Raw genomic sequence first — 14,191 nt, 5'->3', positions numbered from 1 at the left:
ACGGCTGGGGGCACAGCCGGAGCGGGAGGCTGTATGAGCTCGGCCCAGGGGGGCGCGGACGCGGAGGGTTCCTCGGCGGTCGGCGCGGAGCTCCCCCCGATGCTGGCGGCCGCGTTCGCGGCCGGTGGCGAGTTGGGCGAACGGCTGCGTCGCTTCGACTGGTCCTCGACACCGGTGGGCGCCCCGGCCTGCTGGCCGTCGGCGCTCTCCAACGCGGTCGGCATGATGCTCGCCTCCAGCGCGCAGATCGTCATGTTCTGGGGCGACAACCAGCTCGCCTTCTACAACGACGCCTACCGCCCGACCATCGGCGGCAAGCACCCCGGCGTGCTCGGTCAACCGGCAGCGCAGCACTGGGCGGAGACCTGGGAGGTGCTCGGCCCCCTGCTGGAGGGCGTACGGCGCACCGGGCGCTCGTACCGCGGCGAGGACCATCCCTTCCTGCTGGACCGGCACGGCTTTCTCGAACAGACCTACTTCGACGTCTCGTACGACCCGATCCGAGGGGCCGACGGCTCGGTCAGCGGCGTCTACTGCATCGTCAACGAGACCACCGGCCGTGTTCTCGGCGAGCGCCGGCTTCGGGCGCTGGCCGAGTTGGGCGCCGAGTTGGCCGAGGTGGGCAGCGCCGCCGAGCTCGGCCGGACCGCCGCCGAGGTGCTGGGTCGGCACCGGGCCGACGTACCGTTCGCGCTGATCAACCTGGCCGACGACACCGGCCGGTTCGTCCTGGCCGGCTCCGACGGCACCGGCCAGGCCGCCGTCGACGTCGACCCCGGGGTGCTCGCCCGGGTGACCGCCGACGGCGTGCCCGCCACGATCGACGTGGCCGGGCTGCTCGACGCGCCGCCGGCCGACGCGGCCGATGAGGCGCTCGTGCTGCCCGTCACGGCGACCCACGAGAGGGTCGGCGCGCTCGTCGTCGGCGTGGCCCGCCGGCTGCCGCTCAACGATGAGTACCGAAATTTCCTCGACCTGGTCGCCGCCCAGATCTCCCGGGCGGTGGGCAGGCAGCGGGCGTACGAGCAGGAGCAGGCCCGCGCCGCGGAGCTGGCCGCGCTGGACCGGGCGAAGACCAACTTCTTCGCCAACGTCAGCCATGAGTTCCGGACCCCACTGACCCTGGTGCTCGGCCCGCTGGAGGACCTGCTGGCCGACCGGGCGCTGCCTTCCGACTACACCGACCGGCTCACCATGATGCACCGCAACGCGCTGCGCCTGCTCAAGCTGGTCAACACCGTGCTGGACTTCTCCCGGCTGGAATCTGGTCGGCTGGCCGCCCGCTACCAGCCCACCGACCTGGCCGGCTACACGGCCCGGCTGGCCAGCACCTTCCGCTCGGCCACCGACCGGGCCGGGTTGGAGCTGGTGGTGGACTGCCCGCCGCTGCCCGCGCCGGTCATCGTCGACCGGGACATGTGGGAAAAGATCGTCCTCAACCTGGTGTCGAACGCGGTCAAGTTCACCTTCGGCGGCGAGATCCGGGTCCGGGTCCGGGCCGTGGACGGCGCCGCCCGGCTGGAGGTCAGCGACACCGGCGTGGGGATCGCGCCGGCCGAGCTGCCGCACGTCTTCGAACGGTTCCACCGGGTGCCAGGGGTGCGCGCCCGCACCCACGAGGGCACCGGGATCGGCCTGGCGCTGGTCCGGGAGCTGGTCGAGATGCACGGTGGCGAGGTCGGGCTGACCAGCCGGGTCGACGAGGGCAGCACGTTCACGGTGACGGTCCCGTTCGGGTCGGCGCACCTGCCCGGCGACCGGGTGGTGGCGTTCGCCCCCCTTCCGACGGGCGAGCCCGAGCAGGCCCGGCTCTACGTGGCGGAGACCGCGCTGTGGACCGGCACCGAGCCGACGCCCGATTTCGGCGGCCAGCCCGCGGAGATCGCCCCGGCCGGCCGGATCCTGGTCGTCGACGACAACGTGGACCTGCGCGAGCACGTCACCCGGTTGCTCTCCCCGACCTGGGAGGTGGTCACCGCGAGCGATGGCCTGGCGGCCCTGCCGCTGACCCGCGACGGTGGGTTCGACCTCGTGCTCGCCGACGTGATGATGCCCCGGCTGGACGGGTTCGGCCTGGTCGGCGCGCTGCGCGCGGACCCGCGTACCCGGCACGTGCCGATCGTGCTGCTCTCCGCCCGGGCGGGCTCCGCGGAGGCGGTGGCCGGCCTCTCCGCCGGCGCCGACGACTACCTCACCAAGCCGTTCTCCGGGCAGGAGCTGATCGCCCGCGTCCGGGCGAACGTCGAACTGGGCCAGCTGCGCGGGCAGATCATCCGCCGGCTCCGGGCGCTGGCCGACGCCGCCGTGGCGGTGAACACCGCCCGGTCCACCGCCGAGGTGCTCCAGGTCGCCGCCCGGCACGCGCTCACCCTCGCCGAGGCCGCCCGGGTGGTGGTCACCGCGAGCGGAGCCCGTTCCGAGGCGGACGCCGGGGGTGTCACCGCCACCGACCCGTCCTTCGTGAGCGAGCTGACCGGCACCACCGGCGAGCAGCTCGGCGAGTTGCGGGTCTGGCGGCCGCCCGGTGACGACGCCCGGGCCGACGAGGCCGCTCTCACCCAGCTGGCCCGGTTGGTCGGGGTGCGGCTGGAGAACGCCCAGCTGTACGAGGCCGATCACCGCATCGCCACCACGTTGCAGCACAGCCTGCTGCCCCGGTCGTTGCCACAGCTGCCCGGCGCGGTGGTGGCCAGCCGCTACCTGCCCGGCACCGCCGACGTCGAGGTCGGCGGCGACTGGTACGACGTGATTCCGCTGGAGAGCGACGAGCTGGTGCTGGTCATCGGCGACGTCGTCGGCAAGGGCGTCCAGGCCGCCGCGGCGATGGGGCAACTGCGCAACGCGCTGCGGGCGTACGTCCTGGAGGGCTTCGACCCGGGTGAGTCGCTGACCCGGCTCAACCGGCTGGTCGGCTCCACCGAGGGCCGCTCCTTCGCGACCGTGGTCTGCCTGCTGTTCAGCTCGCGGGCCGGCCGGCTGCGGTACGCCAGCGCCGGCCACCCGTCGCCACTGCTGATCCGGGGAGGCGACGCGGCGTTCCTGCACGACCGTGCGCTCGGCCCACCGGTCGGCGCCATCCCCGACACGACGTACCGGACGGTCGAGGGGGAGCTGCCCGTCGGCAGCCGGCTGCTGCTCTACACCGACGGGTTGATCGAGGACCGTCAGATCGGCATCGACGAGGCGCTGGCCCAACTGCGCGTCGACGCGGCCATCCCCGGCGAGCACGTGGACGACCTGATCGACGCGGTGGTCGAGCGGGTCGCCGGGCGGCCGCGCCGCGACGACGTGGCGGTGCTGGCCCTGGAGGCGGCCGAGCTGAACCGCTTCGTGCTGCGACTGCCGGCGGACCCGACCCGGCTGAGCGTGCTGCGCAAGCGCCTGGAGGATTTCCTGGTCGCGCACGGGGTCGGCGAGACGGACCTGTTCGACCTGACGGTGGCGGTCTCCGAGGCCGCCGCGAACGCCATCGAGCACCCGGTGCACCCCGCCGAGCCGATGATCACCGTGGAGGTGGCCATCGAGGACGGCACGGTGACCGCCACCGTGCGCGACAGCGGGCAGTGGCGGGAGTCGACCGGCTCCGGGTTCCGGGGGCGCGGGCTGACTCTGATCAAGGCGTTGGGTGACCTGTCGGTGCGGCGTACCGCCGAGGGCACCGAGGTGACGCTGCGCCGGCAGTTGCAGGCCTGACCACGCGCTCCGGTCGCCGCGTACCGCATGCGCTGCCCAGGGGTGCGGAGCGTGAGCCGCTCAGGCCGGGCTCAGCCAGCTCTGCTCGCCCAGGCCGGAGATGTCCAGCACCCGACGGACCTGCCGGGACGGCAGCACGGTGAGCGTGCCGGGAAACTGCTGGGCGAGCCGGACCAGGGCGTGGATGGCGGCCGAGTCGAAGAAGGTGACCGCGTTCAGGTCGAGGGTGATCCGCTCGGCGGGCTCGCGGAGCGCCGTCTGGAGCATCGTGTCGGCGGTCGCCATGTCGACCTCGCCGGCCACCACCACGTGGAGGTGGCCACCGTCGATCTCCGCGCTGGCAGAGAAGACGGGTGGTGCTCCCCCTTGATCCACGCAGACACCATGGCACAGCCGACCTGACTGGGCAACAACCGGTCCGGAGCGGCCGTGGCACGAGTCACCGGCGGCTCCGGCGATAGGCTTGCGGCATGACCGTCCGTCCGCCGCTGACCCCAGGCACGCTCTCCCCGATGCGACCGGTGCCCGCCCACATTCCCCGACCGGAGTACGTGGGCAAGAAGCGCCCCCAGGAGTGGCGTGGCTCGCACGTGCAGACGCCGGAGACCATCGAGAAGATGCGGATCGCCAGCCGGCTGGCCGCCCAGGCGACCCAGCTCGCCGGTGAGCACTGCAAGCCGGGCGTGACCACCGACGAGATCGACCGCGTGGTGCACGAGTTCCTCTGCGACCATGACGCGTACCCGTCGACGCTCGGCTACAGGGGCTTCCCCAAGTCCTGCTGCACCAGCCTCAACGAGGTCATCTGCCACGGCATCCCGGACTCCACCGTCCTCAAGGACGGCGACATCATCAACGTCGACGTGACCGCGTACATCAACGGGGTGCACGGCGACACCGACGCCACCTTCTGCGTCGGCGAGGTCAGCGAGGAGGCCCGGCTGCTGGTCGAGCGGACCCACGAGGCGATGATGCGCGGCATCCGCGCGGTCGCCCCGGGCCGGCAGATCAACGTGGTGGGCCGGGTCATCGAGTCGTACGCCAAGCGGTTCGGCTACGGCGTGGTCCGTGACTTCACCGGCCACGGCATCGGCGAATCCTTCCACAGCGGGCTCTACGTGCCGCACTACGACAGCCCACGGCCCACCGACATCATGGAGCCGGGGATGACGTTCACCATCGAGCCGATGATCACGCTGGGCACCTACCAGTACGACATGTGGGACGACGGGTGGACCGTGGTCACCAAGGACCGGAAGTGGACGGCGCAGTTCGAGCACACCATCGTGGTGACCGACAACGGCCACGAGATCCTGACCCTGCCGTGACCGACACCCCAGCGGCGTTGCGCGAAGCGCACCACGCGGACGTCTCCGGCGGCTGGCTGCGCCCAGCCGTCTTCGGCGCGATGGACGGGCTGGTCACCAACATCGCCCTGATCGCCGGAGTCGGCGGCGGCGGGGTCTCGCCGCGCAGCATCGTGCTGACCGGCTCCGCCGGCCTGGTGGCCGGCGCGATCTCGATGGGGCTCGGCGAGTACACCAGCGTGCGCTCGGCCAACGAGCAGGTCGCCGCCGAGGTGGCCAAGGAGCGGCGGGAGCTGGAGCGGCACCCCGAGGCGGAGGCCCGCGAGCTGGCCGACGCGTGGGTGGCCCGCGGCCTGCCGCGGGACCTGGCCACCCAGGTCGCCGAAGCGGTGCGGCGCGATCCCGAGGAGGCGCTGCGGGTGCACGTCCGCGAGGAGCTGGGTGTCGATCCCGACGACCAGCCCAGCCCGTGGGCGGCTGCCATCTCCTCGTTCCTGTTCTTCTCGCTGGGTGCGCTCGTGCCGCTGCTGACGTACCTGTTCGGCGCCACCGAGCTCTGGCTGGCACTCGCCGTCGGCGGGCTCGGGCTGTTCGCCGCCGGAGCGGTGGTGGCCCGGTTCACCAACCGGCCCTGGTGGACCGGCGGCCTGCGCCAACTCCTGCTGGGTGCCGCGGCCGCCGGCGCCACCTACCTGATCGGCTCGCTGATCGGCGTACAGGGCGGGCTGTGACGCCGGTCAGCCGCTGAGCAGCTCGTCGACCGTGCCGTCGACCGGGCGGCCACGGGCGGTGAGTTCCTCGGCCTGCCGGGCCAGCACCACCCCCACCTCGGTCATGTCCGCGCCGGCCAGCCCGGTGCGGCGCACCGCGTCCCCCGGGTCCCGGAAGTAGGTGCGGCTCAGCAGCCCCGTCACCGTGGCCGCGGCCAGCCGTGCCTCGCCGAGCATCAGCAGCGCCTGGTCCGTCTCGTACCACTCGGCCAGCCGGGCAGCCCGGGCATGCGCCGCGCTGCCCCGGTACCAGGCCTGCCGGGCCGCCGTGCTGAACTCCGCCGGCCGGGCCCGGGCCAGCCGACCGAGGTGCTCGTCGCGCAGCGTCGGCAGCCAACCGGTCGGGTCGTGCAGAGCCCGGGTGGTGACGTACCGGTCGGCGGTCAGCGGCCACAGGGGGGAGAGCACCCGGGCCTGCCCGAGGTAGTCGTCGGCGGCGGCCACGGTCAGGTCGACCAGCACCCCGTCCACCCGCCGGGTCGCCGGTGGTGGGCCGGTGCCGGGTCGGTAGGTGACCACCAGCATCCCCACCTCGCGGTCCCCGCCGCCGTCGTCGTCGCCGTGCGCCAGCGGCCCGTGCACCGCGACCGCGAGCACGTCGGCCGGGAAACGCCGCCGGGCCGCCTCGGCGACCTGCTCCGCCACCGTCCACCGCCGATCGTCGCGGCCCCGGTCGGTTACGGTCTTTTCGCTGCTCGCGCTCACCGGGCCGCCTTTGTTCGCGACTGCGGGGCTCGCAACAGCGGCTCACTCCTCGCGCTCACCGGGCCACCTCTCGTTCCCGACTGCGGACCAACCCCGCCTGGCGACTGAGTGTCAGCCTAGCCAGCCGGTGGCGGCCCGGCCGGCGCGCCGCGCCCGGCCGGCACCAGCCGGAAGATGCGGATCTCCCGCCCGCCGGCCCGCTGCACGTACGTGCGATACGCCGGCCACTCGGTCACCAGGAGCTGCCACAGCCGGTCCCGTTCCGCGCCGGTGGCCGGCTCGGCCCGGACCGGCACCCGACGGCCCTTCACGTCCACCTCGGCGGCCGGCTCGGCGAGCAGGTTCATCGCCCAGCCGGGCTGGTGGGTCTGACCCCAGTTGGAGCCGATCACCACGTACGCGTCGCCGTCGGGCACATAGAGCAGCGGATTGCTGCGCGGCCTGCCGGAGCGGCGGCCGGTGGTGGTGATCACCAGGGACGGGATCAGGCCGAGCGCGACCACCCGGCCCCGGGTGAGCCGGCCGACGATCCGGTCGGCGGGCACCAGCAGGCGGGCGGCGGCGCCGAACCAGCGGTGGTGCCCGACTCGGCGGGTGAGGGTTCCCAGCACTGACACGCCGACAGTCTGCCGGCTGCCAGGCCCCGGCGGCACCCCCCGAATGCCCGCCGGAGCGCCCCGGTCAGTCCAGTCGCCGCTCGATCGGCAGCCGGGCGCGGGTGAACAGGCCCGCGCCGAGCATCGCCACCACCGGCACCAGCACCAGGACGCCGAGCGCCGGCCACGGCACCAGGAACGGGTACGGCTCGCGTACCGGCCAGGCGGTGGCGTACTGCCGGTTGACCGAGAGCAGCACGATCGCGGCGGTGCCCAGCCCGGCCACGATGCCGAGCACCGAGCCGAGGCCGGCGATGATCCCGGCCTGGCAGATCGCGAGCAGCCGGCGTACCGCCGGGGCTGCGCCGACCGCCGCGAGGGTGGACAGCTCGGCGCGGCCCTCGGCGGCGGCGAGCGCGGTCGCTATCCCCGCCGCGCCCACCGTGATCAGCCCGGCCGCCGCCGCGAGCAACAGGAGCAGCGGTGAGTTGTCGCGTGGCGCGGCCCCCTGCTCCACGCTCAACGAGAACGTCCCGAAGGATTGCAGGGCGGCGGTGAAGCGCTTCTGCCGGTGCACGTCCGGCGGTTTCGGCGTGCCGATCACCCAGCCGCTCGGGGACCCGATCAGGCCGAGGCGTCGGGCCGCGGGTGGGGACAGCAGCAGGCTGGGCTGGCCGACCGCCGCGCTCAGCGCGTACGCGGGCAGTTCGCCGGTGGTGACGGCCGGCCTGTCGGCCTCCATTTCCACCCGGTTGACCCGCACGGTCACCCGGCCATCGTGCAGATAGCGTGGGTCGGTCACCACGGCACCCCCGGCGCGCAGCACCGCGGTGGCGGCGGCGGTCTCCGCCGGATCCGCGCCGGTGAGGAGCGGCAGCGCGCTGCCGTCGTCCACCAGTGGCTGCACGTAGCTGCCGTAGTGGTCCCCGGGCGGGGCCACGCAGCGCGGGTCCGCCCGGGCCTGCCGGCGCTCCGCCTCTGAGAGGGCGTCCCCGGGTCGCCAGGGGCAGGCCCGCTCCGGTGGTAGCTCCGGCTCGACGTAGCAGTAGCCGCCGGGGGTCGCCGCCGGTTGGCAGGCCGCCATCTGCACCGGAGCCACCGCCGCGGCGTCCAACTGCGCCCGGGCGGCCGTGGTGACCTGGGCCAGCGTGGGCCCGGATTCGCGGGTCGGCTCGGCCGGGCTGACCAGCACGTGACCGGTCGGCAGCATCGGCTGGTAGGCGCGCGCCTCGCGGGCCCCGTCGCTGGCCAGGTACCCGCCGAGCGCGACGCTGCTGGCCACCGCCGCCATCACGGCGCAGATGGCCGGCGCGGCGGCCGCCCGGTTGCGGCTGGCGTCGCGCAGCGCGATCCGGGGCGCCAGCGGCAGCACCCGGCCGAGGCGGGCGAGCGCGCCGATCAGGGTGGGCGTGCAGCAGACCAGGCCCAGTTCGCCGAGGATCAGGCCGGTCAGGATCACCGCCGGCGAGGTCTGGGTGGCCCCGAACGCCGCGAGCGCCGCCCCGCCGACCACCAGCGTGAGACCGAGGACCAGCCACCGTGCCCGGGTCGCGGGCGGGGTGCGTCGCCCGGCGAGCCCGGCGATGACGTCCTGCCGGGCGGCGGTCCAGGCCGGTGCGAGCGCGGCGAGCACCCCGGCCAGCACCGCGACCCCACCGAGCACGACCAGCGCCGACGGCCAGCACCGGTACCCGCCGAAGCGGGCACCGAAGACGTACTGCTCGACCAGCGGGCGGCCGGCGAACGCGGCGCCGACGCCGAGCAGCAGGCCGGCGGCAGCGCCCAGCACGCCCAGCACCACGCCGTCGGCGAGCACGACCCGGCGAAGCTGGGCCGCGTCCCCTCCGGCCACCGCGACCAGTGCGAGGTCACGTCGTCGGCGGCGGACGCCGACCGCGAAGGCCGGCCCGACCAGCAGCACGACCTCCAGCAGCCCGAGGCCGGCGATCAGTACGCCGGTGCTCAGGTCGGCCGCGTCGGCCGGACCGATGAACCCGGGCCAGCCTCGGGACGGCTGCGTCGTCGGGCCGGTCGGGTGATGGGGGACGACCAGGAAACCGCGCTCGTTGAGCCGGGAAACCATCGCGGCATCAGCGGCGCCGGGCACGTCCACCAGCCAGGTGCTGGGCGGTCCCGGCTCGGTACGCGGCACGGCGGCGGGATGCAGCGCCACCACCGGGCCGAGGTCGTCGGGAAACTCGACCACCCCGACCACGGTGTACACCCTGGTTCCGTCGGCCGTGGCCATCGCGGCGCCGAGGCGCAGGTCCAGACGGCGGAACGCGGCCGGACTCACCGCGACCTCGCCGGGCTGCCGCGGCGTACGCCCCGCCTGGAACCGCACCAGACCTCGGGCCAACGGGTCGGTGAGGTCCAGCACCCGACCTTCCACGTCCTCGTCGCGCACCGGGCCGCGCACGGTGAGCGACAGGGGGCCGCGCATCTCGGTGACCCGGCTGCCCGGGCCGAGCAGCGCGGCCACCTCGGAGGTGGTGGCGACGCGGCGACCCGACGTGTGCTCACTCTCGTGGGCGGACCAGTTGTCGCCCCACGCGTCCTGCTCGATCGAGGTGTCGGCGAGCCAGCGCAGCTCCGCGTCGGCGACGCCGAGCCGGCGGTCGAACCGCTCCTGGGGAGTCAGCTCGGCCATGTCGTAGCTGACCGCCAGGAAGGTCAGCACCAGCACCGGCAGGGCGATCATCGCGAGCACCAGGGCGGTTCGCCGGCGGGCCCGGCGCGACTCCCGCCGGGCGATCCGCAGCGCCGCCCGCCAGGAGCCGATCAGCTCGGCCGTCCGCCGTCGGCCCGGTGGCGCGGGTGGCGCGACCGGCGGGGCCGCCGGGACGTCGGCGCGGGCGGGGGCCCGCAGCGCCCGGCGGATGGTCACCGGTCGCTGCCGGACAGCAGTTGCTCGACGCTGCCCAGCGGCGCCGTCGTGTCGACCAGCACCCCGTCGCGCAGGAACACCACCCGGTCGGCCCAGCCGGCGTGCCGCGCCTCGTGGGTGACCAGGATGCCGGCGGCGCCCGCGTCGACCCGGCGGCGCAGCAGGTGCAGCACGGCCTCGCCGGTCTGCGAGTCCAACGCCCCGGTCGGCTCGTCGGCGAGCACCAGTCGCCGCTCGCCGACCAGTGCCCGGGCGATGGCCACCCGCTGCTGCTGGCCGCCGGAGAGCTGGTCGGGGAACCGGTCACCCAACGCCGGGAGGCCCACCTCGGCCAGCGCGGCCAGGGCCGCCGCGCGGGCCTTGCGCCCGCCGGTGCCGTCGAGCTCCAGCGGCAGCGCTACGTTCTCCACCGCGCTGAGGCTGCCCAGCAGGTTGAGCTGCTGGAAGATGTAGCCGATCCGGCGGCGGCGCAGCTGGGCCAGCCCCCTGCGGTCCAAGGCGCCCAACGGCTGGCCCTCGACCCGTACCTCGCCGCCGGTCGGGCGGTCCAGCCCACCGGCGAGGGAGAGCAGCGTCGACTTGCCGGAGCCGGACGGACCCATCACGGCGACCAGCTCGCCCGGCCGGACGACCAGGCTGACGCCGCGCAGGGCGTGCACCGCCGCGGGGCCGACCCCGTGGGTGCGGTGGACGGCGCGTAACTCCAGCACCGCGTCGTCCGCCCCGCTCACCGTCGCGCCTCCTCGTCGGCCCACCGCGCCGCGTCGGACGCGTCGGCGTCGCCCGGCCTGGGCACGGGTGGCCCGGGGGCCCCGGGTTGATGCCGCACCAGACTCGTCTCGCAGTGGTCCAGCCAGCGCACCTCCGCCTCGGCCTGGAACACCATCGAGTCCAGCACCAGCCGCCAGGGCAGGTCCTCCGGCCGGTCGCTGCCGTACTTCAACCGGGTCAACTCCTGCAACGCCCGCATCGTCGCGCTGCGCTGGGCCTGCACCACCGAGCGGACGTCCACGCCGGGGGTGGTCAGCGCCAGCGCCAGCTTGATCGCCAGCTCGTCACGCGGACGGTCGGTACGGCTGACCGGGGTGGCGAACCACAGCGCCAGGTCCGCCCGGCCGGCATCGGTGATCTCGTACGGCCGTTGCCCGGCCTCGCTCTCCGGCAGCGGGCGCACCAGACCGTCCCGTTCCAACCGGGACAGCGTGGTGTAGACCTGCCCGATGTTCAGCGGCCAGGTCGAGCCGGTCGACTCCTCGAACGCGGCCCGCAGTTGGTAGCCGTACATCTGGCCGCGTTCGAGCAGGGCGAGCAACCCGTGACGGATGGACATGGCAACGGAGTATGCATACCTGGTATGCGCACCGCAACCGCGGCGAACCCGTTCAGGTCGGGCGGCCGGGAAACGCGACAGTCGACGGGGTCACCCCGGCGGTCTTTCGCCACCTCGTGGCGCGCACGGCGTACTCGACCAGGGCGGCCAGCGCCTGGTCCCGGTCGGCGCCGGTGGTGGAGGCCAGCGCGGCCCGCCAGTGCGCCGCGGTGCGCTCCTCGACCTCCACGGCCAGGCGCAACGCGCTCGCCCGGTCGGTGACCGGGAACGGAAGCGCGTAGCCAGCCAGGTCCGGCGGCACGGTGCTGCCGGCGGTGCTGAGCTGCACCACCAGCGCGTCGCGCCGGCGTCGGTGCGCGGCCTCGGCCTGGTGCGCGGCGTCCCGGGCCGCCCCGCTGAGCCGGACGCCGATCCGCCCGTAGGCGTAGATGGCCGCGTACTCGGCGGAGAGGGCGGCGGCGAGCGCCTCGCCGACGGACGGCTGCCTCACTTCAGTGCCTCCTGATGGGTTGCCCGGGCGGCGGCGATCGACCCGAGCAGCGCCGCGCGTTCCGCCGGGGCGGCGGCGCAGGCGAGGGTGGCGGATCGCTGGCCGGTCTTCTCCAGCGTCCGCAGGGCGGCCAGCGCGCCGGCCGGGTCGGTCGCCGGGGCGGTGGTCGGGTCCGCGGCGGGCGCCGACGGCAACGCGACCCCGATCACCCGGGCCAGCTCGGTGGCGTGCGCGGTGTGCGCCTCGGCGATGGGGTCCAGCCGGCCGGCCAGCTCCGGGTGCGCCGCGGCGCTCGCCCGGTGCGCCGCGGCCAGCCCGAGTGACTCGTCCACCATCGGCCGCAGCGGGTCCGGTGGCGGCGCCGGCTCGTCGTCACGGTCGAAAAGATCACAGCCGGTCAGCGGCGCCGCGGCGCCGCTGAGCGCCAGCAGCACCCCGGTACGCAGGAGCTTTCGCCGGGAATGCCCGGATGCCTGGTCGCGCTGTGTCGTTCTGCCGATCCCCACCGGCCAAGTCAACACCATCCGCGCCGCTCCGGGGGCCACCGGCGTCGGTGCGCCGCCCGGTCCACCGACGGGCTGGCGCGTTACGCTCTGCGCAGCCACCGGCGCGTCCGCTCCGGTGGCGTGCCGGCATGGCGGGACAACCCGGACCGTCGACCAGGGAAAGGGTGCGGAGATGACGCAGCGTGGCCGTGCCACCAGGTCGACAGGTCGACCCCGCGACGGCGCGGGTCCCCGCGGCGGTGATCTCGCCGCGCGGCGTACCCGGTTGCGGACTGTGATCGAGCCGGTGGTCAACGGCGTCGGCTACGACCTGGAGGACCTTTCGGTCTCCCGGGCCGGCCGGCGACACGTGGTCCGAGTGATCGTGGACGCCGACGGCGGGATCGACCTGGACGCCGTCGCGGACGTCTCACGCGCCGTCTCGGCCGCGCTGGACGCCGCCGAGGAGACCGGCGGCGACATTGTCGCCGGGGAGTACCAGCTGGAGGTCAGCTCGCCGGGCGTGGACCGGCCGCTCACCCTGCCCCGCCACTGGCGGCGCAACGTGGGCCGGCTGGTCAAGGTCACCGCCCGGGGCGCGGCCGGGCTGCCCGGCCAGCGCGGCGAGCAGCCCGCCGGGGACCGCCAGCTGACCGGCCGGGTCGTCGCCGCCGACGACGAGGGCGTGCAGCTGGAGACCGACGACGGCCGCGCCCTCCTCCCGTACGCCCAGCTGGGCCCGGGCCGGGTGCAGGTCGAGTTCACCAGGCTCGCCGAGTTGGGCGAGCCGGACGAGTTCGACGACGCGGACGAGACCGACGAGATCGACGATTCAGACGACATCGACGACGAAGATGATGTGGAGGACGAGGAGAGGTGAACATCGACCTCGCGGCGCTGCGCGCACTCGAGCGCGAGCGGGAGATCCCGTTCGACACGATTCTCGCGGCGATCGAGACCGCGTTGCTGACCGCCTACCGGCACACCGACGGTGCCGAGCCGCACGCCCGGGTGGAGATCGACCGCAAGTCCGGCGCCGCCCTGGTGTACGCGCAGGAGATGGACGAGGACGGCACCCTGGTGCGGGAGTGGGACGACACCCCGCACGACTTCGGCCGGATCGCCGCCATGACCGCCAAGCAGGTGATCCTCCAGCGGCTGCGGGAGGCCACCGACGAGGTGCACTTCGGCGAGTACGTCGGCCGCGAGGGCGACCTGGTCACCGGCGTGGTGCAGGCGCACGAGACGCGGACCGAGAAGGGCATCGTCAGCGTCGACCTGGGCAAGCTGGAGGGTGTGCTGCCGCAGTCCGAGCAGGTGCCCGGCGAGCGGTACGCGCACGGCGAGCGGATCCGCTGCGTGGTGGTGCACGTGGCCAAGGGCATGCGCGGACCGCAGATCACCCTGTCCCGGTCGCACCCGGCGCTGGTCAAGAAGCTGTTCGCGCTGGAAGTGCCGGAGATCGCCGACGGCACGGTGGAGATCGGCGCGATCGCCCGTGAGGCAGGTCACCGTACGAAGATCGCCGTACGCTCCACCACCCCCGGGGTGAACGCCAAGGGCGCCTGCATCGGCCCGATGGGCCAGCGGGTGCGCGCGGTGATGAGCGAGCTGCACGGTGAGAAGATCGACATTATCGACTGGTCGGACGACCCGGCGACCTTCGTCGGCAACGCGTTGTCGCCGGCCAAGGCGTTGCGGGTCGAGGTGGTGGACCTTGCCGCCCGGGCCGCCCGGGTGACCGTTCCGGACTTCCAGCTCTCTCTCGCCATCGGGCGGGAGGGGCAGAATGCCCGCCTCGCGGCCCGATTGACCGGTTGGCGGATCGACATTCGGTCCGACGCGGAGCAGACCAGCCCGGCCGCGCGTGGGGCAGCTGATCACGTGCCGGAACCGGGCGGCGCGATCTCGGGCAGCTAGGGGTAGAC

General features: G+C 74.4%; 13 protein-coding genes. 5 read left to right on the top strand and 8 right to left on the bottom strand.

The annotated features are described in order from the left end of the window. Positions 1-33: 33 nt before the first annotated feature. Entirely contained in the window at positions 34-3,693 is a 3,660-nt protein-coding gene (locus tag ACFYPS_RS17510) for a SpoIIE family protein phosphatase (protein WP_387325464.1), read from the top strand. A 60-nt stretch (positions 3,694-3,753) separates the two neighbouring features. Here the strand turns inward: ACFYPS_RS17510 and ACFYPS_RS17505 are convergent, their stop codons facing one another. Beyond that, positions 3,754-4,068, bottom strand: a complete 315-nt coding sequence (locus tag ACFYPS_RS17505) for an STAS domain-containing protein (RefSeq protein ID WP_354963252.1) — start codon at positions 4,066-4,068, stop codon at positions 3,754-3,756. 95 nt (positions 4,069-4,163) lie between these two features. Between ACFYPS_RS17505 and map the strand changes: the two genes are divergently transcribed. Then, positions 4,164-5,021, top strand: a complete 858-nt coding sequence (gene map, locus ACFYPS_RS17500) for a type I methionyl aminopeptidase (protein ID WP_354963251.1) — start codon at positions 4,164-4,166, stop codon at positions 5,019-5,021. Beyond that, a complete protein-coding gene (locus tag ACFYPS_RS17495) occupies positions 5,018-5,731 on the top strand; it encodes a VIT1/CCC1 transporter family protein (RefSeq protein ID WP_354963250.1) in 714 nt (237 codons plus the stop codon). Before map ends, ACFYPS_RS17495 begins: the two co-directional genes overlap by 4 nt. A 6-nt stretch (positions 5,732-5,737) precedes the next feature. On the opposite strand, the gene ACFYPS_RS17490 is transcribed toward ACFYPS_RS17495, so the two are convergent. The 7 genes from ACFYPS_RS17490 to ACFYPS_RS17460 all read right to left on the bottom strand — a co-directional run bounded on the left by ACFYPS_RS17490 (position 5,738) and on the right by ACFYPS_RS17460 (position 12,302). Further along, positions 5,738-6,475 carry a nucleotidyltransferase domain-containing protein gene (locus ACFYPS_RS17490; protein ID WP_354963249.1) on the bottom strand — a complete coding sequence of 246 codons (738 nt, stop codon included), beginning with the start codon at positions 6,473-6,475 and terminating at the stop codon, positions 5,738-5,740. Positions 6,476-6,591: 116 nt separating this feature from the next. Then, a complete protein-coding gene (locus ACFYPS_RS17485) occupies positions 6,592-7,092 on the bottom strand; it encodes a nitroreductase/quinone reductase family protein (protein WP_354963248.1) in 501 nt (166 codons plus the stop codon). Positions 7,093-7,156: 64 nt separating this feature from the next. Further along, complete coding sequence (locus ACFYPS_RS17480) at positions 7,157-9,958, bottom strand: FtsX-like permease family protein (protein ID WP_387325458.1); 2,802 nt, start codon at positions 9,956-9,958, stop codon at positions 7,157-7,159. Then, positions 9,955-10,689 carry an ABC transporter ATP-binding protein gene (locus tag ACFYPS_RS17475; protein ID WP_387325455.1) on the bottom strand — a complete coding sequence of 245 codons (735 nt, stop codon included), beginning with the start codon at positions 10,687-10,689 and terminating at the stop codon, positions 9,955-9,957. Before ACFYPS_RS17475 ends, ACFYPS_RS17480 begins: the two co-directional genes overlap by 4 nt. Continuing rightward, on the bottom strand, positions 10,686-11,288 hold the full coding sequence (locus tag ACFYPS_RS17470) for a PadR family transcriptional regulator (RefSeq protein ID WP_354963246.1): 603 nt from the start codon (positions 11,286-11,288) through the stop codon (positions 10,686-10,688). The genes ACFYPS_RS17475 and ACFYPS_RS17470 overlap by 4 nt, the downstream gene beginning before the upstream one ends. 52 nt (positions 11,289-11,340) lie before the next feature. Beyond that, the gene (locus ACFYPS_RS17465; RefSeq protein ID WP_354963245.1) at positions 11,341-11,778 is read right to left on the bottom strand and encodes a ferritin-like domain-containing protein; all 438 of its coding nucleotides are present in this window, start codon (positions 11,776-11,778) and stop codon (positions 11,341-11,343) included. Continuing rightward, on the bottom strand, positions 11,775-12,302 hold the full coding sequence (locus ACFYPS_RS17460) for a hypothetical protein (protein WP_354963244.1): 528 nt from the start codon (positions 12,300-12,302) through the stop codon (positions 11,775-11,777). Before ACFYPS_RS17460 ends, ACFYPS_RS17465 begins: the two co-directional genes overlap by 4 nt. 154 nt (positions 12,303-12,456) lie before the next feature. On the opposite strand from ACFYPS_RS17460, the gene rimP reads away from it, so the two are divergent. Together rimP and nusA are read left to right on the top strand one after the other, a co-directional pair. Continuing rightward, on the top strand, positions 12,457-13,143 hold the full coding sequence (rimP, locus tag ACFYPS_RS17455; protein ID WP_354963243.1) for a ribosome maturation factor RimP: 687 nt from the start codon (positions 12,457-12,459) through the stop codon (positions 13,141-13,143). Continuing rightward, positions 13,140-14,183 (top strand): transcription termination factor NusA, encoded by a 1,044-nt coding sequence (nusA, locus tag ACFYPS_RS17450; RefSeq protein WP_089017218.1) that lies wholly within the window; start codon positions 13,140-13,142, stop codon positions 14,181-14,183. The genes rimP and nusA overlap by 4 nt, the downstream gene beginning before the upstream one ends. The last annotated feature ends 8 nt before the right edge of the window (positions 14,184-14,191 follow it).

The sequence above is a fragment of the Micromonospora sp. NPDC005087 genome, from assembly GCF_042872965.1.
Lineage (GTDB): Bacteria > Actinomycetota > Actinomycetes > Mycobacteriales > Micromonosporaceae > Micromonospora.
The sequence above is the reverse complement of the archived record's forward strand: the minus strand, read 5'-3'. Positions and strand labels throughout refer to the sequence as shown.

What these genes read in the sequence shown, in the direction of transcription:
- ACFYPS_RS17510 (WP_387325464.1), top strand. Translation starts at nt 34, where the DNA reads ATGAGCTCGGCCCAGGGGGGCGCGGACGCGGAGGGTTCCTCGGCGGTC.
- map (WP_354963251.1), top strand. Translation starts at nt 4,164, where the DNA reads ATGACCGTCCGTCCGCCGCTGACCCCAGGCACGCTCTCCCCGATGCGA.
- ACFYPS_RS17470 (WP_354963246.1), bottom strand. Translation starts at nt 11,288, where the DNA reads ATGTCCATCCGTCACGGGTTGCTCGCCCTGCTCGAACGCGGCCAGATG.
- ACFYPS_RS17460 (WP_354963244.1), bottom strand. Translation starts at nt 12,302, where the DNA reads ATGGTGTTGACTTGGCCGGTGGGGATCGGCAGAACGACACAGCGCGAC.
- rimP (WP_354963243.1), top strand. Translation starts at nt 12,457, where the DNA reads ATGACGCAGCGTGGCCGTGCCACCAGGTCGACAGGTCGACCCCGCGAC.